Source organism: Pseudomonas sp. DY-1, assembly GCF_003626975.1.
In the GTDB taxonomy this organism is placed as follows: domain Bacteria; phylum Pseudomonadota; class Gammaproteobacteria; order Pseudomonadales; family Pseudomonadaceae; genus Metapseudomonas.
The window spans coordinates 3,041,785-3,062,460 of sequence record NZ_CP032616.1; the positions used below are offsets into that span (position 1 = coordinate 3,041,785).

The following is a 20,676-nucleotide window of genomic DNA, read 5'->3' on the forward strand; positions in this document are numbered from 1 at the left end:
CCCTGGCCCTACCAGCCGATGCCGACACCAATGAGATAGTGCCTGTCGGAGTCGGTCTGGCCCAAGCCGCTCACCTGATCCAGTTCGTAGAGAAGCGACAGGCGTGCCCAGTCATTCAGGCGATAACGCAGGCCGAATTCGCTGTCGAGGACGTAGTCGATTTCATCTATCTGCGGCACCTGTAGCTGGGCCTTGGAATAGAGCTCGAAGCGAGTCCCCCAGATCAACCGCTTGAAGTCCCATTCGAAGGAGTAGGCGTTGAAGTCCAGGTCGCCGGCGTCGCTCTCCAGCTGGAAACGAGACAACTGTGCGATGAGGTCGAAGCGGCCCAGTTCGTTGTCCCAGAAGCGATAACCGGGCCCAAGGCCATAGGATCGCTGCCTCTCGAAGAACTGGAACTCGTCGTTCTCCTGGTCGTAGCTGCCACGCACGAACCAGTGCTGCGTGAGGAAGCGGTCGAGGTCGTATTCCAGCTCCCAGTTATCTTCGGTGCGCTCGCCGTTCTTGGTCTCCTTCTCGAACTGGCCGCTCAGTACATGCCGCCAGCGGCCGTGTTCGACACGGGTATCACCCTTGAGCTTCCATTCGTCCGTCTTGTCGTCATTGCGCTCCATGTCCAGCTTGGCATCGAGATTGCCTTCCCAGACCCGGTCCCGGATGAAAGGCCGCGGCGGCACCATCTGGCGAATGCTCGCCAGCGGCACCGTCTCGCTCTCGCCATTGACCAGGCGCACCATGCCTTTGCCCGCCGCGCCAAGGCTGCGGCTATGCTGGCTGTCGAGTCCGTCGCGCTTGATCTGCAACGGTTTCTCGGAGCGGAGGGTGTCGATATCCTTCCAGTCGATCAGCACCTGGCCGGCGTATTTGGTCTTCAATGCAAGCTTGCCACCATCGAGCAGGATGATCTCCCCGGTCAGGCGATCACCGTTGTTCAACCACACGGTGTCGGCCCAGAGCGGCAAGCAGGTCAGCAATACGAACGAAGCAATCAGGCTACGGAGCAGCATGGTCGGTAAGAAGAAGAAAGAACAAGCGCCTGAGCATGCATGGTCCGACTTGCCGGCAGCAAGCACGGACGTCCGCCGTGAGGCGCTCTACCTGACCCTGAACCAGGTTCCGGAAGGCAAGGTAGTGACCTATGGCGAACTGGCCGAACTGGCCGGCCTGGGCCGCGCCGCACGCTGGGTCGGTCGAACCCTGAGCCAGTTGCCGACAGGTACCCAGCTGCCTTGGCATCGGGTGCTGGGGGCCGGCGGACGCTTCAGCCTGGCGCTGGGCACGCCCTCTGGCAATGAGCAGCGGGCACGTTTGCGCGCCGAAGGGGTCAGTATCCAGAACGATCGGGTGGACATGCGTCGGCACGGCTGGCATCCCATGCCACCCAAGAGTTAGAGTGCGCCCTGCCCTTTTTCTGCCCCCATCATGGACGCCGCGAGCAGCCTCATGCCCAGCACCACGTTTTTCGGACCACTCCGCTAATGCCCCATCAATCCTGGCGCGCAGCCATCGCCGCCTATGCCACGCCGGCCACTCTTTCGCTGTTGCTGCTCGGGTTCGCCGCTGGCCTCCCCTACATGCTGGTGTTTTCCACACTTTCTGTCTGGCTTCGCGAGGCTGGGGTATCCCGCGAGACCATCGGCTTCGCCAGCCTGATCGGCCTGGCGTACGCCTTCAAATGGATCTGGTCGCCGCTGCTCGACCAATGGCGCCTTCCGCTACTGGGCCGACTCGGCCGACGTCGCTCCTGGCTGGTGCTGTCACAGGCACTGGTGGGTCTGGGGCTGGTGGGCATGGCCCTGTGCGACCCCAAGACCAACCTCACCTGGCTTATCGCGCTGGCGGTGCTGGTGGCGTTCGCCTCGGCTACGCAGGACATCGCCATCGACGCCTACCGCCTGGAAATTGCCGAGGACAGCCGCCAGGCCGCGCTGGCCGCCAGTTACATGACGGGCTACCGCGTATCCGCACTGCTCGCCACCGCAGGCGCGCTCTACTTTGCCGAGTGGTTCGGCTCCACCGCCCAGGTCTATGATTACGGCGCCTGGGCTGGCACCTACCTGCTGTTCGCGCTGCTGATGCTACCGGGACTGATCACCAGCCTGTGGATGCGCGAGCCGCCGGTGGACCTCCCGGCAACGAGCACCACTTCGCGCTTCAAGCTCAAGCACCAGCTCTCTTCCGTGCTGATCCTGCTGGTCATGCTGATCTCCCTACCGGCAATGATCACCGGGCTGCTCGACCGGGCCTGGCCACGCGCCGCGCTGTACGCCATCTTCCTGGTCACCTGCCTGTCGCCCTGGGGAATGCGCCAGATCCTGCCGGTGCGCGAACTGCTCAGCCAGCAGCGCCGCCAGCTGCTGGTGGCCGCGCGCGGCAAGGTGATGCCCAACTTCGACTTCGTCCACCAGGCGGTGTCGATCATCGTCCTGATCGTGATCCTGGTGACCATCGCCGCTGCAGCCAAGGCGTTCTCTTCCGGCGCCTGGCCACGCGGGACGATGTTCCTGCTGATCACCCTGGCCTGCTTCTCCGCCGCCGGCCGCCTCCTGATGGCGCCGGTGCTGACCCCGATCAGCGAGTTCGTCCAGCGTTACCGCTGGCAGGCGTTGCTGCTGTTGGGGCTGATCGCCACCTACCGCATGTCGGACACCGTAATGGGCGTGATGGCCAACGTGTTCTACATCGACCAGGGCTTCACCAAGGAGCAGATCGCCAGCGTCAGCAAACTGTTCGGCCTGGTGATGACCCTGCTCGGCGCGGGTGCCGGCGGTGTGCTCATCGTGCGCTTCGGCATCCTGCCGATCCTGTTCATAGGCGGCATCAGCTCGGCGGCCACCAACCTGATGTTCGTGGCCCTGAGCGACATGGGTGCCCACCTGAACATGCTCATCCTGACCATTTCCTGCGACAACTTCAGCGCCGGGCTGGCCACTTCGGCGTTCGTCGCCTATCTCTCGAGCCTGACCAACCTGAAGTTCTCCGCGACCCAGTACGCCCTGCTCAGCTCCATCATGCTGTTGCTGCCGCGACTAATCGGCGGTTACTCGGGCGTGATGGTGGAGAGCGTGGGGTACCACAACTTCTTCCTGATCACGGCGCTGTTGGGCATTCCCACCCTGGTGCTGATCGCCATCCAGTGGGGCCGCGACCGCAAGCAGCCGAAGGAGAATGGCTCCTCCGATGCACCGGCGACACCGGGCTCTACCGAGCAACCATGAAAAAGGCCGGCGAATGCCGGCCTTTTTCGTTCACGCCTAACCTCAGCTCGGCACCACCTGCACCATACGCGGCGGCTGCGCCAGCTCGACGCCCACCGCATTGAGGCCATCGCGCACGGTTTCGTTGAGCTTGAAGATCACACCCCAGTAATCGGCGTTGGAAACCCACAGGCGCAGCGAAAGGTTGATCGAGGTATCGCCCAGGGACGAAACCACTACCACCGGCTCCGGATCCTTGTGTACGCGCGGGTCCTGCGCCAGCTTCAGCAGCACATCACGAGCCTTGGAAAGGTCGGTGGTGTAGTCCACTTTCACGTCATACAGAACCTGACGATTGGCCTGCTTGGAGTAGTTGGTGATGATGCCGTTGGACAGGCTGCCATTGGGCATGATCACGGTCTTGTTGTCGCCGGTGCGCAACACGGTGTGGAAGATCTGGATGTGATCGACCGTGCCGGAAACGCCCTGCGCCTCGATGAAGTCACCGACCTTGAACGGACGGAACAGCAGGATCAGCACGCCACCCGCGAAGTTGGCCAGGCTGCCCTGCAGCGCCAGGCCGATGGCCAGGCCCGCTGCACCGATGGCAGCCACGAAGGAGGTGGTCGATATGCCGATCATGGACGCCACACTGACCAGCAGCAGCACTTTCAGGACTATGTTGGCCAGGCTGCCGATAAATCCCTGCAGGGTACGATCGACGCGGCGGTGCTGCATCAGCGCACCGACCCGGCCGGTCAGCACATTGATCAGCCACCAGCCGATCAGCAGGGTGAGCAGAGCCAGGGTCAGCTTGCCGCTGTATTCCAGAACTACGGGCAGCCAGGCTTCGGATACCTTCACCAGTTGGTCGACGTTCATCTCCATGTGCACTCTCCCGCGCTATTTCAGCGATGCAAAAAACCAGGCCGCCATGGACAAGCCATGGCGGCAAAGGTTCAAAGAACTCCTGTTTTGCGACGCGAATCGGTCGCGAAGGTTCCGCTCAGTCGCGGAAGTTGTTGAATTGCAGCGGCATGCCGAACTCCTTGGCACGCAGGGCGGCAATGGCTTCCTGCAGGTCGTCGCGCTTCTTGCCGGTGACACGTACCTGCTCACCCTGAATCGCGGCCTGGACCTTGAGTTTGCTTTCCTTGATATGAGCGACGATCTTTTTCGCCAGCTCCTTGTCGATACCTTCGCGTAGAACGGCTTCCTGCTTGACGATCTTGCCGGAAGCGTAGGAATCCTTGATCTCCAGGCACTGGACATCGATCTTGCGCTTGACCAGAGCCATCCTGAGGATTTCCAGCATCTGTTCCAGCTGGAAATCAGCATCGGCCGTCAGGGTGACCGTCAGTTCCTTGAACTCGAAACTGCCCTTGCCGCGCAGGTCGTAGCGGCGATCGAGCTCCTTCATGGCGTTATCGACGGCGTTAGTGACTTCGTGTTTGTCCAGTTCGGACACCACGTCGAACGAGGGCATGGGATTCCTCCAGATAGACGGCGCGATCTGCATCACGGATATGAAAGCGCCTGGCTTGACGGTTAAAAATGCGCACCCATTATAACCGAGCGACAAGCCGCCTTCTGGAGACCATCCCCCAGCAGTCCGAAACCGGCAGAACGGTAGGGCGACAAGGCAACCCGAACGAGGCTTGATATCATACCGCCATACACCGCTGTTCCACTCCCCTTGCGAGCCTGCCACATGCCCAACCCTCATCTCAGTATCCTGGTGGTGGACGATGCCAAGTTCTCCAGCGCCATGATCGGCCGTACCCTCAGCCAGGCCGGCTACCAGGATCTGCGATTCGCCAGCAGCGCCAGCGAAGCCCTGCAGTTGCTGGAGCACAAGCCCGCCAACGTCATTCTTGCCGACTGGCTGATGCCCGAGATCGACGGTCTCGAATTGACCGCCCGGGTGCGTCAGCTGGATGAGATGACCGATCACTACAGCTACATCATCCTGCTCACGGGCAAGGAGGGTGAAAACGTCCTCGGTGAAGCCTTCGACCGCGGCGTGGACGATTTCATCAGCAAGGCGGCCATGAGCGAACAATTGGTCCCCCGGGTCTATGCGGCTGATCGCCTGTGCAACACCCTGCAACGCCTGCTGCAGGAGAACCGTCTGCTGACCCAGAACATCGCCAGCCTGGAACAGCGCAACCTGGTGGACTCGCTCACTGGCCTCGGCAACCCGCGCTACCTGCGCCAGAAGCTTGCCGACAGCCTGCGCCAGGTGGAGTCCCGGGGCGGCGCTATGTGCTACCTGTTGATTGGCCTGCTGGATGCTCCGCAATTGCGCCAGCAGTACGGCGAAGCCTTCTACAACGAACTGCTGCACGGCGTCGCCCGGCGCCTGCAGCAGTTAGTGCGCCCGCTGGACGTCCTGACGCGCGTGGACGACAGCCATTTCGGCCTGATCACTCTGCTCGACGACCTTCACGAATGCTCTCCGAGCAGCTTCCGCCGCCTGCATGAAGGGCTGAACCTGAAGGCCTTCAAGACCAGCGAGGGCTTCATCACCCTCAAGGCCGGCATCGCCCTCGTCGGCCTGGATACCAAAGCCCTGCCTCTGGATGTCGAGGAGCTTCTGGAAAAGGCCAATGCGATGCTCCCCGAAGCCTATGCCAGCGGTCGCGTCACCGCTCTGCGCCTGCCGCAACCATGACCTGGCATATTCTCGGCGCGGGTAGCCTGGGCAGTCTCTGGGCCGCCCGCCTCGCGCGCGCCGGGAAGTCGGTACGGCTGATCCTGCGCGATCGTGCACGGCTGAAGACCTATGAAGCAGCCGGCGGCCTGACCCTGGTCGAACAGGGCCGGGCGCAGCAGTACGCCATTCCCGCCGGGCTGCCCAGTAACGCCGGGCCCATCAGCCGCCTGCTGGTCGCCTGCAAGGCTTACGACGCCGAGGCAGCGGTCCAGCCCCTGCTTCCGCATCTCGCCCCCGGCGCCGAACTCATCCTTCTACAGAACGGACTGGGCAGCCAGGACGCCGTGGCCCTGCGTCTACCCCACGCCCGCTGCATACTCGCCTCCAGTACCGAAGGGGCCTTTCGCGAAGCGGATTTCCGCGTGGTCTATGCCGGCCATGGCTTCACCTGGCTGGGCGACCCGCTGCAGCCCGCCGCCCCGGCCTGGCTGGATGAGTTGGAACAAGCCGGCATTCCCCACGGTTGGACGCCCGACATCCTGTCGCGTCTCTGGCGCAAGCTGGCGCTGAACTGCGCGATCAATCCCCTCACCGTGCTTTACAACTGCCGCAACGGCGGTCTGGCCGAGCACCCTGCGGAAGTCAATGTGCTCTGCATCGAGCTGGCCGATCTGCTGCGCCGCTGCGGCCAACCCGACGCCGCCGAAGGCCTGCACGAGGAAGTGCAACGCGTGATCCAGGCAACCGCGGCGAACTACTCATCGATGTACCAGGATGTGGCAAACAGCCGCCGCACCGAGATCAGTTACCTGCTCGGCCACGCCTGTGCCTCCGCCGCACGCCATCGAATCAGCCTGCCGCACCTGAACAGCCTGCACGCCCGCCTCAAGTCCCATCTCGAAAAGCTCGGATTGCCCGTCACCTGACCCCGCGCTAGGCTCTGTTCGAAAAGCCGTCGAGCGACGGTCAGCTTCACCGATGCGTAGGCGCTTTTCGTACGAAGCCCAACCAGTCCCTCAGCCCAGCCGCGGATATTTCCTTGACCAGCCTGCGTCAGCGCCTCGAGAACCTGTCGGTCGGCCGCAAATTGCTAGCCGCACTGCTGGTCCTGCTCGCCACTGTCCTGCTCATTGCCAACCTGGCCTTCATCAGCGCCGCCTACTGGATCTCCCAGGAAAGCGTTGCGCCCCAAGGCCTGGAAACCCTCGGGCGACTTTTCGCCACTTCGGCCGTCGGCCCGGAAGCACTGTCCTCGGAAGAAAACGCCAAGACCATGCTGCAGCGCCTGGACGGCTATACGCCGCTGCGTGCCGCCGCCCTGTACGACAGTGACGGCCGACTGCTGGCTCAGTTGCAGCGGGGCGAACAGCTGGACCTTCCGCTAAAGGCCAGCGACATTCCCGGATGGCGCCTGCGCGAATTCCGCACATCCCACCTTGCCGAACTACCGATTCCCGGAAAGCCCGCCGGCCACTTGCTGCTGGTAGCCTCCAGTGAGCTGCCGGGCGTGTTCTACACCGGCACCCTGACAGCAAGCCTGGCCATCCTCGCCTGCAGCGTCCTGCTCTGGCTGCTGGTGGCGCGGCAAATCCGTCGCATGGTCACCCGCCCCATCCGACGCCTGGAGGAGCTCTCGCGCCAGGTGACCCGCGAAGAGAACTATGCCCTGCGTGCTCCCCGTGGAAATCGCGACGAAATCGGCAGCCTGGCGGACGCGTTCAACACCATGCTCAGCCGCATCGAGGCCCGCGAGCAGCAACTCAAGCGTGCCCGCGACGACGCCCAGGCGGCGTTCGACCAGGCCCATGAACTTGCGGAGGAAACCCGTCACTCCAACCGCAAGCTGGAGCTCGAAGTGCAGGTGCGCAGCAAGATCGAGAAGAAGCTCACCGGTTTCCAGAACTACCTGAACAGCATCATCGACTCCATGCCCTCGGCGCTCATCGCGCTGGACGAACAGCTCTACGTTACACAATGGAACCAGGAGGCCAGCGCACTCTCCGGCACACCCATGGACGATGCGCTCAACCAGCCGGTATTCCTCGCCTTTCCCTCGCTCAAGCCCTTCCTCCCGCAGATCCGCCTGACGGCCGAAAAGCACAAGGTGGAGAAGGTGGAACGGGTGAGCTGGCTGGTGGGCGAGAACGTCCACAACTATGCACTGACCTTCTACCCGCTGATGGGGGGTACCGGGCGCGGTGTGGTAATACGCATCGACGACATCACCCAGCGTCTATCGATGGAAGAACTGATGGTGCAATCGGAGAAGATGCTCTCGGTAGGCGGCCTGGCCGCCGGCATGGCCCACGAGATCAACAACCCGCTGGGTGCCATCCTGCACAACGTGCAGAACATCCGCAGGCGCATCTCCCCTGAACTCGACCGCAACCAGCAGCAAGCGGCCATCAACGGCCTCAGCCTGACATCAGTCAACCAATACCTGGAGGCACGCGAGGTGCCCAAGCTGCTAGACGACATTCATCAGGCTGGTGCCCGTGCTGCAAAGATCGTTTCCCACATGCTCGCCTTCAGTCGGCGCAGCAATCGCCAGTTGGCGCCCTGCCAGTTGCCGGTACTGATCGACCAGGCACTGGAAATCGCCAGCAACGACTTCGACCTGACGGAAGGTTTCGACTTCAAGGGTCTCAAGATCGTCCGCGAGTTTGACCCGGAGCTGGGACCCGTTCCGGGCACCGCGAACGAGCTGGAGCAGGTGTTGCTCAACCTGCTGAAAAACGCCGCCCAGGCCATTCACCTGCGCGAAGACGATGAGGAAGGCCGCATCACGCTTCGCACCAGGCTGTGCCCGCCTTGGGCGGAAATCCAGGTGGAGGATACCGGCATGGGTATCCCCGAGAACGTGCGCAAGCGCATCTTCGAGCCCTTCTTCACCACCAAGGAGGTGGGCCAGGGCACGGGGCTCGGGCTGTCGGTCTCGTACTTCATCATCACCAACAACCACAAGGGGCAGATGGAAGTGCAGTCCAAGCCTGGCCAGGGCACCTGCTTTACCCTGCGCCTGCCGCTGACTTCCGCTACCACGGAAGCAGGAACCTGAAATGGGCAATCGCCTTTCCAAAATCTATACCCGCACCGGCGACAAGGGCGAAACCGGCCTCTCCAGCGGCCGACGCGTGCCGAAGAATCACCCGCGAATCGAAGCCATCGGTGAGCTCGACAGCCTGAACAGCCATCTCGGTCTGTTGCTCGCGGAACTGGCCGAAGGGCTGCCGCAATGGCCCGGTTTGAGCGAGGTGATCGACGTGCTTGCGCCCTGCCAGCACCGATTGTTCGACCTTGGCGGTGAACTGGCGATGCCGGAGTATCAGGTGGTGGAAAAGCCAGAGATCGAGCGACTGGAGGCCGTCATCGACCTCTGGAACGACGAACTCGGGCCTTTGAAGAACTTCATTCTTCCCGGCGGCTCCCGCCTGATCGCCCAGGCCCACATCTGCCGCAGCCACGCCCGCAGTGCCGAACGCCGGACCCAGGCGCTGAATGGCGAGGAACCGCTGCGCGAAGAGCTGCTGGCCTACCTGAACCGCCTATCTGACCTGCTGTTCGTCGCCGCGCGCTTGATTGCGCGACGACAAGGGGTGGATGAGGTGCTGTGGCAGGCAGCGAAGAAAAACTGAGGTCGGTTGCACTTCGCGAACAGCTCACGCCTCTGGCCAGAACGCCCGAATTCCGGCCACACCCTGGGCACCGATCTTCCAGGCACGCTCCTGCTCATTGGGGCCAACGCCGCCCAGCAGATAGGCCGGCTGGTTGAAACCACGAAGCAGCTCCTCGGCGCGGTCCCAACCCAGGGGCTGCGCTTCGGGATGGGTCTGGGTGGCTTGCACTGGCGAGAGGGTGACGAAATCCACCTCCATGGCCGCGGCAAGTTGCAATTCCTCGATGCTGTGGCAGGACGCCGCCAGCCAGCGCTCACGTGGGAACGGGCGGCCGTTGGGGGCGTACTTGCGCAGTTGTTCGGCTGTCAGGTGCCAACCGGCAGCGGGAAAATCGCCCAGCCACTCCAGCGGTCCCTTGAGCATCAGCTGCGCCTTGCCCGCGCAGAGTCCCAGTACATCCACGGCCAGGTCGCGGTACTGGGCATCGAACATGCGCGGCGCACGCAGCTGCACCAGGCGTACGCCACTGGCCAGGGCCGTCTTGAGGCCAGCCAGCAGGGCCTGTGGTTCGATGTCATCCGGGGTTATCAGGTAGCGGTCGGGCAACCGCGCGGCGGCAACTATCGGCTTGTTCGCGGCCGGGAATTCGTAGTCGCCGAGTTCTCGCGGCGATGCCCAGGTCAGTGGCTGACCTTCGGCGCCATGGGGTTCGCCGGTGAACGCGCTGACTTCCCAGACATCCAGCAGTACATGCTTGTCCGGGTAGTCATGGTGAATCTGGATGAGTGGCCTGGCAGCGCTTACACGGATGCCCAGTTCCTCTTCCAACTCGCGGGAGAGCGCGGCCTGCACGGCCTCCCCCTCCTCCACCTTGCCGCCGGGAAACTCCCAGAGGCCGCCCTGGTGCTTGTCGTCAGGGCGCCTGGCAATCAGTACCCGGCCGTCGGCGCCGCGGATGACTGCGGCGGCAACATGCACTCGTTTCATTCGATGATCTCCGTTTCCTGCAAGGCGGCCTGGTACCAGCGTTGGAAGGCAGGCCACCGGTAGATTGTTTCGACATAGGCCTCGGCATCCGCCGGCAGCTCAACGGCGTAACTGCGCAAGCGGCTGGCCACAGGTGCGTAGAAGGCATCGGCGATACTGGCATGGCCGAACAGATAGGGACCGTCCTGGCCGAATCGCGAGCGGCATTCGACCCAGATTGCACAGATGCGACGAATGTCCTCGGCCACCTCTTCCGGCACCTCGGGCAGCGCCTGATTGCGCTTCATGTCCATGGGCATATGGCTGCGCAGGGGAACGAAGCCGCTGTGCATCTCGGCACAGACGGCACGAGCGAAGGCGCGGGCGGACTGACCGAAGGGCCACAAGTGCGCCTCAGGGAAACGTTCGGCGAGATATTCCGCTATGGCCAGGGAATCCCAGATGGTGCCGTCTTCAGACTGCAGCACCGGCACTTTGGCGGTGGGCGAATAGGCGAGCAGGCGCTTGTGACTGTCCGCCTGGTACAGCGGTACACGTACTTCGTCGTAAGGCGAGCCAGTCAGCTCCATGGCAAGCCATGCGCGCAACGACCAAGACGAGTAGTTCTTGTTGCCGATTACCAATGTCAGGGACATGTCCAGCTCCTTCTTTCCAGTTCCTCGATATGTCGCTGGATCATGAAGAGCGTATGTGCCCATGGCAAATTCCCGATTTTCATCGGGGGATGAAAATCGGGAATGCCGCCGTACTGCAGAACCCGTTCACGATCTTGCAAGCTAGAGAAGAACAAGCGGAGTAACAGCCGAAGGCTCGCCTGCAAGACGAGCGTAGCGAGTCATGGCTGAGGGCGCGGAGTTCACGAGCCGTAAACGAGCAAGCCCTAAGCCACTCCCAACGCAGTTACTCCGACCCGCATCTGATCGTGGACAGGTTATCAGGTGCGGTACTCGGCATTGATCTTCACGTACTCGTGGGACAAGTCGGTGGTCCAGATGGTCTCGCTGCAATCGCCACGTCCGAGCTCGATACGGATGGTGATTTCCTCACGGGCCATCACCGCCGCGCCCTGCGCTTCGGTGTAGGTGGAAGCACGGCCACCCTGGCTGGCGATGCAGACTTCACCCAGGAACACGTCGATCTTGCTCACGTCCAGGTTCGGCACGCCAGCGTAGCCAACGGCCGCGAGGATACGGCCCCAGTTCGGGTCGGATGCGAACAGTGCAGTCTTGATCAGCGGTGAGTGAGCCACGGCATAGGCTACATCGAGGCACTCCTGGTGGTTACCACCACCATTGACCTGCACGGTGACGAACTTGGTCGCGCCTTCGCCGTCGCGCACGATGGCCTGGGCAATTTCCATGAAGACGTCGAACACAGCCTGCTTGAGCTTGGCGAACAGCTCTCCGCTAGCCGCAGTGATTTCCGGCAGGGCTGCCTGGCCGGTGGCGATAAGCATGCAGCAGTCGTTGGTTGAAGTGTCGCCGTCAATGGTGATGCGGTTGAACGACTTGTTCGCCGCATCGCGCACCAGGGCATGCAGTACGTCGCGGGCAACCTTGGCGTCGGTGGCGATGTAGCCGAGCATGGTGGCCATGTTCGGGCGAATCATACCGGCGCCCTTGCTGATGCCGGTGATGGTAACGGTCACGCCGTCGTGCTCGAACTGGCGGCTGGCCCCCTTGGGCACGGTGTCGGTGGTCATGATGCCTTCGGCGGCCTGGGCCCAGTTACTCACCTTGAGGTCGGCAAGGGCAGCCTCCAGAGCACCTTCGATCTTCTCGACCGGCAGCGGCTCGCCAATCACACCCGTGGAGAACGGCAGCACGGCGTCTTCACCGACTCCAGCCAGCTCGGCCAGCTTGGCGCAGGCACGACGGGCACGGACCAGACCATCCGGGCCGGTTCCGGCGTTGGCGTTGCCGGTGTTGGTCAACAGGTAGCGCACTTCGCCTTCCAGGCGCTCACGGGTTACCAGCACTGGGGCGGCACAGAACGCGTTGGTGGTGGTAACACCGGCGATGGTCGAGCCTTCAGCGCAGCGCATCACCACCACATCCTTGCGCCCGGGGCGCTTGATGCCGGCAGAGGCGATGCCGAGTTCGAAACCGGGTACCGGGTGCAGCGTAGGCAGAGGGCCAAGACCAACAGCCATGGGAAGCGCTCCTTTGTCAGCGGGAGACCGGCTGCGGGCGGCGCAGGCGGCCAGGGATATCAGGAAAAACGCCGCGAGCGGCAGGGCCGGTCGCGGCGTTGTAACTACAGCAAGGCCTTAGTCAATTTGACCGTGGCAGTGCTTGTATTTCTTGCCGGAACCACAAGGGCAGGGTTCGTTGCGGCCAACCTTGGGCTCAGTGCGAACCGGAGCGGCTGCGGTAGCAACGGCCACATCACCCTGCTCGTCGGCCAACTCCGGCTCTTCGATGCTCGGAGCAGCGGCGTGCTGGAACTGCATGCGACGGGCCATTTCTTCGGCTTCGCGGCGCAGGCGCGCCTCTTCCTCGGCCGGATCCTCGCGGCGGACCTGGACGTGCGAGAGGACACGGATAGTGTCGCGCTTGATGGAATCGAGCAGGTCCTGGAACAGGGTGAAGGACTCGCGCTTGTACTCCTGCTTCGGGTTCTTCTGCGCATAGCCGCGCAGGTGAATACCGTGGCGCAGGTGGTCCATGGTGGACAGGTGGTCTTTCCACAGGTCGTCCAGCACGCGCAGCAGCATCTGCTTCTCGAAAACGCGCAGGGCTTCGGCGCCGGCGAGATCTTCCTTCTCGTTGTAGGCCGCCAGCAACTGCTCGAGGATCTTCTCGCGAAGGGTCTCTTCGTACAGTTTGTCGTCTTCGTCGAGCCACTGTTGTACCGGCAGCTTGAGGCCGAAATCGCTGTACAGCGCGGCTTCCAGGCCGGAAATGTCCCATTGCTCCGGCATCGACTGCGGCGGGATATGGGCGTCGATGGTGCTGTTCAGCACTTCTTCGCGGAATTCCTTGATGGTGTCGCCGATGTCCTCGGCAGCCAACAGGCTGTTGCGCATGTGGTAGATCACCTTGCGCTGCTCGTTGGCCACATCGTCGTATTCGAGGAGTTGTTTGCGGATATCGAAGTTACGGCCTTCGACCTTGCGCTGGGCCTTCTCGATCGCGTTGGTCACCATGCGGTGTTCGATGGCCTCGCCGGACTGCATGCCCAGGGCCTTCATGAAGTTCTTCACCCGGTCGGAGGCGAAGATGCGCATCAGGTTGTCTTCCAGCGACAGGTAGAAGCGGCTGGAGCCCGGGTCACCCTGGCGACCGGCACGGCCGCGCAGCTGGTTGTCGATACGGCGGGATTCGTGGCGCTCGGACGCAACCACGTGCAAGCCGCCTGCCTCGATTACCTGCTGATGACGCTTCTGCCATTCAGCCTTGATCTGCGAGACCTGCTCGTCAGTCGGGTTTTCCAAGGTGGCGACTTCGGCCTCCCAGTTGCCACCGAGGAGGATGTCGGTACCGCGACCGGCCATGTTGGTGGCGATGGTCACGGCGCCGGGACGGCCCGCCTGGGCGATGATCTCGGCTTCCTTCTCGTGGTACTTGGCGTTGAGCACCTTGTGCTCGATGCCAGCCTTGATCAGCAACTGGGATACGTACTCGGAACTCTCGATCGAAGCGGTACCCACCAGCACAGGACGACCGCTTGCCTGGCAGTCCTTGATGTCGGTGATGATGGCGCCGAACTTCTCTTCCTGGGTCAGGTAGACGAGGTCGTTGAAGTCCTTACGGGCGACAGGACGGTGGGTCGGGATGACGATCACGTCCAGACCGTAGATCTGGCGGAACTCGAAGGCCTCGGTATCGGCAGTACCGGTCATGCCGGACAGCTTCTTGTAGAGGCGGAAGTAGTTCTGGAAGGTCGTGGAGGCCAGGGTCTGGCTCTCTGCCTGGATCGGCAGGTTTTCCTTGGCTTCAATGGCCTGGTGCAGGCCCTCGGACAGGCGACGGCCAGGCATGGTACGGCCGGTGTGCTCGTCGATCAGCAGCACCTGGTCGTTCTGCACGATGTACTCGATGTTGCGGTGGAACAGCGTGTGTGCACGCAGTCCGGCGTAGACGTGAGTCAGCAGGCTGAGGTTGTGCGCCGAGTAGAGGCTCTCACCCTCGGCGAGCAGGCCGGCCTGGGTGAGCATTTCCTCGATGAACTGGTGGCCCATCTCGTTGAGCTCGACCTGACGGGTCTTCTCATCGACCGAGTAGTGGCCTTCCTGAGTGACCTGCCCCTCCACCTCTTCGATGTGCTGCTTGAGGCGCGGGATCAGCTTGTTGATCTGGATATAGAGCTTGGAGCTGTCTTCGGCCTGGCCGGAGATGATCAGCGGGGTCCTCGCTTCGTCGATGAGGATGGAGTCCACTTCGTCGATCACGGAGAAGTTCAGCTCGCGCTGGAACTTGTCGTCCAGGCTGAACGCCATGTTGTCGCGCAGGTAGTCGAAACCGAATTCGTTGTTGGTGCCGTAGGTGATGTCAGCGGCGTAAGCGGCTCGCTTTTCTTCCGGCGGCTGGAAGGGCGTGACAACGCCGACGGACAGGCCGAGGAACTCATACAACGGACGCATCCAGTTGGCGTCGCGGCGGGCCAGGTAATCGTTCACTGTAACCACGTGCACGCCTTTGCCGGACAGCGCGTTCAGATACACGGCCAGGGTCCCTACCAGGGTCTTGCCCTCACCGGTACGCATCTCGGCGATCTTGCCTTCGTGCAGGGTCATGCCACCGATCAGCTGAACGTCAAAGTGGCGCATGCCCATGACGCGCTTGCCGGCCTCACGCGCCACGGCGAAGGCTTCCGGCAGCAACTGGTCGAGGGTCTCGCCCTTGGCCAGACGCGCCTTGAACTCTTCGGTCTTGGCACGCAGCTGGTCGTCGGACAGGGCCACCATCTGCTCTTCGAACGCGTTGATAGCCAGCACAGCCTTGGCCATGCGCTTCACTTCGCGTTCGTTCTTGCTTCCAAAGAGTTTCTTCAACAATGGCGCAAACATATAGAGAGGATCTTCCACACATTAGGATGGAGGGCGGCCTGTAGTCGCCCGCGCAGCCGCCATGGCTGCTTGCGAAGGGGGCATTCTACCCGGAATCGTTGCCGAGGAAAGCGGGAGCACTTCCCGGTCTCCGTAGGAGGGCTTCCATAGTCCCCGGCGGGGGCCTCGCCACGAATGCACAGATGAGTTGACCGCCTGGACAGCCGAACCACGCATGACCACCGAGGACAAGGCACCCTCTGTTAATATGGGCGAACCTCCCTTCATTCAAGCAGCCCGCCATGGCGTTTCGTCCTCTGCCCGCCCGCTCCCCTGCCGCACTGCTGCGGGAGCAAAAACCTCTGCGAGCACTATTCAACGAAGCCCAGCGCATCGAGCAACTACAACAGCTGCTCGCCAGCCAGTTGCAACCGGCCGCCCGCGACCACTGCCACGTGGCCGCCTGGCGCGAGGGACGCCTGCTGCTGATCGTCACTGACGGGCACTGGGCCACCAGGCTGCGCTATCAGCAAACTCGCCTGCTGCGGCAACTAAAGGGATTCGAGGCTTTCGCAGGTCTGGAACGGATCGTATTCAAGGTACAACCAAGCTTCGCACCCAGCAGTACGCCGGTGACCGAGGGCCGCCTGTCTTCCACAGCCGCAGAAAGCCTGCAAGCCACGGCGGAGACCGTCACGGACCCACGCCTGCGGGAAGCACTGGAGCGCCTGGCGCGCCACGGAAAACCAAAAGAGTGAGCATTCCCGAATAGAAAGGATAAAAAAAGGCCACTCGAAGGTGGCCTTTGAAGTCAGGAAAGAGGGTATTGCTTAAACGGCTGCTACCGGTCGCATATAGGAGATAGGTGCAGTCCTGGCATCCTCGAAGGTCACCACTTCCCAGGCGTCCTTCTGCTCAATGAGCTGGCGCAGTAAGCGGTTGTTCAGCGCGTGGCCCGACTTGAAGCCACGGAACTCGCCGATCAGGCTGTTTCCGAGCAGGTAGAGGTCACCAATCGCATCGAGAATCTTGTGCTTGACGAACTCGTCCTCGTAACGCAGGCCGTCTTCGTTGAGCACCTGGTTCTCATCTACCACGATGGCGTTCTCGACGCTGCCGCCGAGTGCCAGGTTCTGCGAACGCAGGAACTCGATGTCGCGCATGAAGCCGAAGGTCCGGGCACGGCTGACCTCCTTGACGAACGAGGTGCTAGAGAAATCCACGCTCGCACTTTGGGTGCGGTTGCGGAACACCGGATGATCGAAATCGATCTCGAAGCTCACCTTGAAACCATCGAAGGGAACGAAGGTGGCGCGCTTGTCGCCCTCCTCCACGGTCACTTCACGCAGGATACGGATGAACTTCTTCGGCGCGTCCTGCTCCTGCAGGCCGGCGGATTGAATCAGGAAGACGAAGGGACCAGCGCTGCCGTCCATGATCGGCACTTCCGACGCGGAGAGTTCGACGTAGGCGTTGTCGATGCCCAGGCCAGCCATGGCCGAAAGCAGGTGCTCCACGGTGTCCACCTTGACCTCACCGTTGATCAGTGTGGTCGACATGGTGGTCTCACCGACATTCTCGGCGCGTGCAGGGATATCCACCACGGGATCGAGGTCGGTACGGCGGAACACTATGCCAGTGTCCACCGGAGCGGGCTTGAGGGTCAGGTAGACCTTTTCCCCGGAATGCAGCCCCACGCCAGTGGCACGGATAATGTTCTTGAGAGTGCGTTGTCTGATCATGGCATTGGCCGCTTGTGCGCAAGTTGCGAACTGTTTTCAACAATGGGCGGCGATAATAGCAGAACCGCCCTTTGCTGAACACCAATCACCCTAATGCTCCTGATACAAATCATCAATCAGCCTGGCGACGCAGGAATGCCGGGATGTCCAGGTAATCCAGGTCATCCTGAGTGTTGAGCTTGGCCGCGGTGGCAGCGCCGGCGTGAGCCTGGTTGCGCATCACGGTCGGGCGATCCAGGTCGCGGTAGTTGACGGACGACTGCTCCGGACGAGCGGCTACAGTGGTGGTGGCCACAGTGGCTGCCTGAACGGTGTTGTCGACAACCTTGACCGGCTTCTCGATGCGCGCACCCAGGCCAGTGGCCACTACGGTTACGTGCAGCTCGTCGCGCATGTCCGGATCGATCACGGTGCCTACCTTGACGGTGGCGTGCTCGGAAGCAAACTGCTCGATGATGTTACCCACATCGGAGTACTCGCCCAGGGACAGGTCCGGACCCGCGGTGATGTTCACCAGGATGCCGCGGGCGCCCTGCAGGTTTACATCGTCGAGCAGCGGGTTGCGAATAGCGGCTTCGGTGGCCTCGCGAGCACGATTCGGACCGCTGGCGCAGCCGGTACCCATCATCGCCATCCCCATTTCGCCCATCACGGTCTTAACGTCGGCGAAGTCGACGTTGATCATGCCAGGACGTTTGATGATGTCGGAGATGCCGCGCACCGCGCCGGCGAGTACATCGTCAGCCTTGGCGAAAGCAGCCAGCAGGCTGGCGTCCTTGCCGAGGATGGTCAGCAGCTTCTCGTTGGGGATGGTGATCAGCGAGTCGACGCTTTCCGCCAGGGAGCGAATGCCCTCGTCGGCGATCTGCATGCGCTTGCGACCTTCGAACGGGAACGGACGGGTCACCACCGCAACGGTGAGGATGCCCATTTCCTTGGCCACTTCGGCAATGATCGGCGCTGCACCGGTACCGGTACCGCCGCCCATGCCAGTGGTAATGAAGACCATGTCGGCGCCTTGCAGCACTTCGGCAATGCGCTCACGGTCTTCGATGGCAGCCTGACGGCCGACTTCCGGGTTGGCGCCGGCACCCAGGCCCTTGGTCACGCCTGGGCCGAGTTGCAGCACGGTGCGCGCACCGATGTTCTTCAGTGCCTGGGCATCAGTGTTGGCGCAGATGAACTCGACGCCTTCGATGTTGCTCTTCGACATGTGGTTCACGGCGTTACCACCGCCACCACCGACGCCGATAACCTTGATGACCGCTGTTTGCGGAACGTTATCTACGAGTTCGAACATATCCCCTCTCCTTCCTTTTTTAGTTTTTCGCCTACTGCGTACCGCGTTTAAAAATTGCCCTGAACCCAGCGCTTGAGCCGTTCCAGTACAGGAGCCTTGGCCTCTTCGGCATAGCCGTAGCTGCCAGTGGAGGCAGGCATGCCGTCGGATTGCTTGCGCAATCCGTACATCAGCAGGCCCACGCCCGTGGAATAGATGGGGTTGCGCACGACATCGGCGAGCCCCTTCACGCTATGCGGCACGCCCAGGCGCACCGGCATGTGGAAAATCTCTTCGGCCAGTTCCACCGCACCTTCCATCTTGGCCGTGCCGCCAGTGAGAACGATGCCCGCCGGGATCAGGTCCTCGTAACCGCTGCGTCGCAGTTCCGCCTGAATCAGGGTGAACAGCTCGTCGTAACGGGGCTCGACCACTTCGGCCAGGGCTTGGCGCGACAGTTCGCGCGGAGGACGGTCGCCAACGCTGGGCACCTTGATGGTTTCTCCAGCACCGGCCAGCTTGGCCAGGGCGCAGGCGTAGCGAATCTTGATCTCTTCGGCGTACTGGGTCGGCGTACGCAGGGCCATGGCGATGTCGTTGGTCACCTGGTCACCGGCGATCGGGATCACCGCGGTGTGCCGAATAGCGCCCTCGGTGAAGATGGCGATGTCGGTGGTGCCGCCGCCAATATCCACCAGGCACACGCCCAGCTCTTTCTCGTCATCGGTGATAACCGAGTAGGCCGAAGCCAGCTGCTCCAGGATGATGTCGTCGACTTCGAGACCGCAGCGGCGCACGCACTTCTCGATGTTCTGCGCCGCATTCACCGCACAAGTCACCACGTGCACCTTGGCCTCCAGGCGCACACCGGACATGCCCAGAGGCTCACGTACACCTTCCTGGTTATCGATCACGTAATCCTGGGCCAGAGTGTGCAGTACACGCTGGTCGGCAGGGATCGCCACCGCCTGTGCGGCGTCCAGCACGCGCTCGATATCGGCGCCGCTCACTTCTCGGTCGCGAATGGCGACGATGCCGTGGGAGTTCAGGCTGCGGATGTGATTGCCGGCAATGCCGACGAATGCCGAGTGAATTCGGCAACCCGCCATCAACTGAGCCTCTTCCACCGCACGCTGGATGGATTGCACGGTGGACTCGATGTTCACCACCACGCCCTTCTTCAGGCCGCGCGACGGATGGGTGCCGATACCGACGATTTCCAGTTGGCCGTCAGCTGCGACCTCGCCCACCAGCGCCACCACCTTGGAGGTGCCAATGTCCAGGCCGACGATCATCTTGCCGCTCTGTACGCTTGCCATGTGTCTAACCTTCTCTCTAATTCACTGCACGGCGACCGTGGTCGCCGCGGGGGCCTCGACCTGCGTCCGCCAGGCCACAGCCAGGCCGTTGGGATATCGCAGGTCGACGCGCTCGATGTTCGCAATCTGTTCTTTCAGCGTTTTCTCGTAGATCGAGATGAATCGCCGCATTTTCTCTACCAGGTGATCCCGCCCTAGTAGCAATTCGACGCCCTGGCCGGTGGACAGGAACCAGCTGCCGCGCTCACGCAGCTCCAGCCGAACTATCGAAAAGCCGAGCGGGCGCAGCATCTGGCTGAGCATCTGGTACTGCTGCATCACTTGCTCCTGCGCCCGCTGCGGGCCCCAGAGCTGTGGCAACTGTTCGTAATGGGCCAGCTCGCGCGGGGTGAAAGCCTGCCCCTGGTTGTTCAGGAGTGCCTCGTCGCCCCAACGGGCAATGGGCAGTTGCTCTTCCAGTCGAACCATTACCTGGTCCGGCCAAACCCGGCGTACCTCCGCGTGGGCGATCCACGGCATCTGCTCCAGCTCACGGCGCATTCCCGCCAGGTCGATGCTGAAGAAACTCGCCGCGATGTACGGTGCGATGCGTTGCTGCACAGCTTGTTGGCTGATGTAGCTCAAATCGCCCTGCACATTGACCTTGGCGATGGGGCGGTCGGCGTAAGGAAGCAGGCGCTGGGCCGCTTCGTAGGCACCGAATCCGAGCACCGCCAGCATCACCGGCCACATCAGCTTGCGCAGGAAACCGAAGCTGGGCTTGGGCAGCCGCTGAGTCAGCGGCTCCTTGGCCACCATCCGACTGGCGCCACGCGGCATCGGCTTTCGCGACGGAGCGGCGCGGCCGATTACGGGTTCCTGACGGCGGATAGTGGCATTACGCATGGGA

The 20,676-nt window shown here is 62.4% G+C and carries 17 protein-coding genes and 1 pseudogene; 7 read left to right on the plus strand and 11 right to left on the minus strand.

Annotation, left to right across the window (positions count from 1 at the left end):
• Positions 1-8: 8 nt before the first annotated feature.
• A complete protein-coding gene (locus D6Z43_RS14340; protein WP_120652841.1) occupies positions 9-1,007 on the minus strand; it encodes a DUF481 domain-containing protein in 999 nt (332 codons plus the stop codon).
• On the opposite strand from D6Z43_RS14340, the gene D6Z43_RS14345 reads away from it, so the two are divergent.
• A complete protein-coding gene (locus D6Z43_RS14345; RefSeq protein ID WP_120652842.1) occupies positions 1,006-1,392 on the plus strand; it encodes an MGMT family protein in 387 nt (128 codons plus the stop codon). The genes D6Z43_RS14340 and D6Z43_RS14345 overlap by 2 nt on opposite strands.
• Before the next feature lie 86 nt (positions 1,393-1,478).
• Positions 1,479-3,218 (plus strand): AmpG family muropeptide MFS transporter, encoded by a 1,740-nt coding sequence (locus D6Z43_RS14350; protein ID WP_120652843.1) that lies wholly within the window; start codon positions 1,479-1,481, stop codon positions 3,216-3,218.
• 42 nt (positions 3,219-3,260) lie between these two features.
• On the opposite strand, the gene D6Z43_RS14355 is transcribed toward D6Z43_RS14350, so the two are convergent.
• Both D6Z43_RS14355 and D6Z43_RS14360 read right to left on the minus strand, forming a co-directional pair.
• Positions 3,261-4,085 (minus strand): mechanosensitive ion channel family protein, encoded by an 825-nt coding sequence (locus D6Z43_RS14355; RefSeq protein ID WP_120652844.1) that lies wholly within the window; start codon positions 4,083-4,085, stop codon positions 3,261-3,263.
• Between the two features lie 118 nt (positions 4,086-4,203).
• Positions 4,204-4,683 carry a YajQ family cyclic di-GMP-binding protein gene (locus D6Z43_RS14360; RefSeq protein WP_120652845.1) on the minus strand — a complete coding sequence of 160 codons (480 nt, stop codon included), beginning with the start codon at positions 4,681-4,683 and terminating at the stop codon, positions 4,204-4,206.
• A 195-nt stretch (positions 4,684-4,878) separates the two neighbouring features.
• Between D6Z43_RS14360 and D6Z43_RS14365 the strand changes: the two are divergent.
• The 4 genes and pseudogenes from D6Z43_RS14365 to D6Z43_RS14380 form a co-directional block, all read left to right on the plus strand.
• Positions 4,879-5,871, plus strand: a pseudogene (locus D6Z43_RS14365) (response regulator); the annotation flags it as partial.
• Positions 5,868-6,779 carry a putative 2-dehydropantoate 2-reductase gene (locus tag D6Z43_RS14370; RefSeq protein ID WP_120652847.1) on the plus strand — a complete coding sequence of 304 codons (912 nt, stop codon included), beginning with the start codon at positions 5,868-5,870 and terminating at the stop codon, positions 6,777-6,779. The pseudogene D6Z43_RS14365 and the gene D6Z43_RS14370, both read left to right, overlap by 4 nt.
• 113 nt (positions 6,780-6,892) lie before the next feature.
• On the plus strand, positions 6,893-8,911 hold the full coding sequence (locus tag D6Z43_RS14375) for a HAMP domain-containing sensor histidine kinase (RefSeq protein ID WP_120652848.1): 2,019 nt from the start codon (positions 6,893-6,895) through the stop codon (positions 8,909-8,911).
• A 1-nt stretch (position 8,912) separates the two neighbouring features.
• Positions 8,913-9,488: a cob(I)yrinic acid a,c-diamide adenosyltransferase gene (locus D6Z43_RS14380; RefSeq protein ID WP_120652849.1), complete on the plus strand. Its 576-nt coding sequence runs from the start codon at positions 8,913-8,915 to the stop codon at positions 9,486-9,488.
• A 24-nt stretch (positions 9,489-9,512) separates the two neighbouring features.
• Here the strand turns inward: D6Z43_RS14380 and D6Z43_RS14385 are convergent, their stop codons facing one another.
• The 4 genes from D6Z43_RS14385 to secA form a co-directional block, all read right to left on the minus strand.
• Positions 9,513-10,457, minus strand: a complete 945-nt coding sequence (locus D6Z43_RS14385; RefSeq protein WP_120652850.1) for a Nudix family hydrolase — start codon at positions 10,455-10,457, stop codon at positions 9,513-9,515.
• Positions 10,454-11,092 (minus strand): glutathione S-transferase family protein, encoded by a 639-nt coding sequence (locus tag D6Z43_RS14390; RefSeq protein WP_120652851.1) that lies wholly within the window; start codon positions 11,090-11,092, stop codon positions 10,454-10,456. Before D6Z43_RS14390 ends, D6Z43_RS14385 begins: the two co-directional genes overlap by 4 nt.
• Positions 11,093-11,391: 299 nt before the next feature.
• A complete protein-coding gene (argJ, locus tag D6Z43_RS14395) occupies positions 11,392-12,609 on the minus strand; it encodes a bifunctional glutamate N-acetyltransferase/amino-acid acetyltransferase ArgJ (RefSeq protein ID WP_120652852.1) in 1,218 nt (405 codons plus the stop codon).
• 117 nt (positions 12,610-12,726) lie between these two features.
• Positions 12,727-15,468 carry a preprotein translocase subunit SecA gene (gene secA, locus D6Z43_RS14400; protein ID WP_120652853.1) on the minus strand — a complete coding sequence of 914 codons (2,742 nt, stop codon included), beginning with the start codon at positions 15,466-15,468 and terminating at the stop codon, positions 12,727-12,729.
• A 281-nt stretch (positions 15,469-15,749) separates the two neighbouring features.
• On the opposite strand from secA, the gene D6Z43_RS14405 reads away from it, so the two are divergent.
• Complete coding sequence (locus tag D6Z43_RS14405; RefSeq protein WP_120652854.1) at positions 15,750-16,205, plus strand: DUF721 domain-containing protein; 456 nt, start codon at positions 15,750-15,752, stop codon at positions 16,203-16,205.
• A 72-nt stretch (positions 16,206-16,277) separates the two neighbouring features.
• Here D6Z43_RS14405 and lpxC read toward each other — a convergent pair whose 3' ends face one another.
• From lpxC to D6Z43_RS14425, 4 genes are all read right to left on the minus strand, one after another.
• The gene (lpxC, locus tag D6Z43_RS14410; RefSeq protein WP_028628442.1) at positions 16,278-17,189 is read right to left on the minus strand and encodes a UDP-3-O-acyl-N-acetylglucosamine deacetylase; all 912 of its coding nucleotides are present in this window, start codon (positions 17,187-17,189) and stop codon (positions 16,278-16,280) included.
• Between the two features lie 112 nt (positions 17,190-17,301).
• Positions 17,302-18,489, minus strand: coding sequence for a cell division protein FtsZ (gene ftsZ, locus D6Z43_RS14415; RefSeq protein ID WP_120652855.1), 1,188 nt, complete (start codon positions 18,487-18,489; stop codon positions 17,302-17,304).
• 47 nt (positions 18,490-18,536) lie between these two features.
• Positions 18,537-19,787, minus strand: coding sequence for a cell division protein FtsA (gene ftsA, locus D6Z43_RS14420; RefSeq protein ID WP_120652856.1), 1,251 nt, complete (start codon positions 19,785-19,787; stop codon positions 18,537-18,539).
• 21 nt (positions 19,788-19,808) lie between these two features.
• The gene (locus tag D6Z43_RS14425) at positions 19,809-20,672 is read right to left on the minus strand and encodes a cell division protein FtsQ/DivIB (protein WP_120652857.1); all 864 of its coding nucleotides are present in this window, start codon (positions 20,670-20,672) and stop codon (positions 19,809-19,811) included.
• Between the last annotated feature and the right edge of the window lie 4 nt (positions 20,673-20,676).

Bases quoted from the DNA above. Each gene is read 5' to 3' on its own strand.
- D6Z43_RS14345 (WP_120652842.1), top strand. From the start codon at position 1,006: ATGGTCGGTAAGAAGAAGAAAGAACAAGCGCCTGAGCATGCATGGTCC.
- D6Z43_RS14340 (WP_120652841.1), bottom strand. From the start codon at position 1,007: ATGCTGCTCCGTAGCCTGATTGCTTCGTTCGTATTGCTGACCTGCTTG.
- D6Z43_RS14350 (WP_120652843.1), top strand. From the start codon at position 1,479: ATGCCCCATCAATCCTGGCGCGCAGCCATCGCCGCCTATGCCACGCCG.
- D6Z43_RS14355 (WP_120652844.1), bottom strand. From the start codon at position 4,085: ATGGAGATGAACGTCGACCAACTGGTGAAGGTATCCGAAGCCTGGCTG.
- D6Z43_RS14360 (WP_120652845.1), bottom strand. From the start codon at position 4,683: ATGCCCTCGTTCGACGTGGTGTCCGAACTGGACAAACACGAAGTCACT.
- D6Z43_RS14370 (WP_120652847.1), top strand. From the start codon at position 5,868: ATGACCTGGCATATTCTCGGCGCGGGTAGCCTGGGCAGTCTCTGGGCC.
- D6Z43_RS14380 (WP_120652849.1), top strand. From the start codon at position 8,913: ATGGGCAATCGCCTTTCCAAAATCTATACCCGCACCGGCGACAAGGGC.
- D6Z43_RS14385 (WP_120652850.1), bottom strand. From the start codon at position 10,457: ATGAAACGAGTGCATGTTGCCGCCGCAGTCATCCGCGGCGCCGACGGC.
- D6Z43_RS14390 (WP_120652851.1), bottom strand. From the start codon at position 11,092: ATGTCCCTGACATTGGTAATCGGCAACAAGAACTACTCGTCTTGGTCG.
- argJ (WP_120652852.1), bottom strand. From the start codon at position 12,609: ATGGCTGTTGGTCTTGGCCCTCTGCCTACGCTGCACCCGGTACCCGGT.
- secA (WP_120652853.1), bottom strand. From the start codon at position 15,468: ATGTTTGCGCCATTGTTGAAGAAACTCTTTGGAAGCAAGAACGAACGC.
- D6Z43_RS14405 (WP_120652854.1), top strand. From the start codon at position 15,750: ATGGCGTTTCGTCCTCTGCCCGCCCGCTCCCCTGCCGCACTGCTGCGG.
- lpxC (WP_028628442.1), bottom strand. From the start codon at position 17,189: ATGATCAGACAACGCACTCTCAAGAACATTATCCGTGCCACTGGCGTG.
- ftsZ (WP_120652855.1), bottom strand. From the start codon at position 18,489: ATGTTCGAACTCGTAGATAACGTTCCGCAAACAGCGGTCATCAAGGTT.
- ftsA (WP_120652856.1), bottom strand. From the start codon at position 19,787: ATGGCAAGCGTACAGAGCGGCAAGATGATCGTCGGCCTGGACATTGGC.
- D6Z43_RS14425 (WP_120652857.1), bottom strand. From the start codon at position 20,672: ATGCGTAATGCCACTATCCGCCGTCAGGAACCCGTAATCGGCCGCGCC.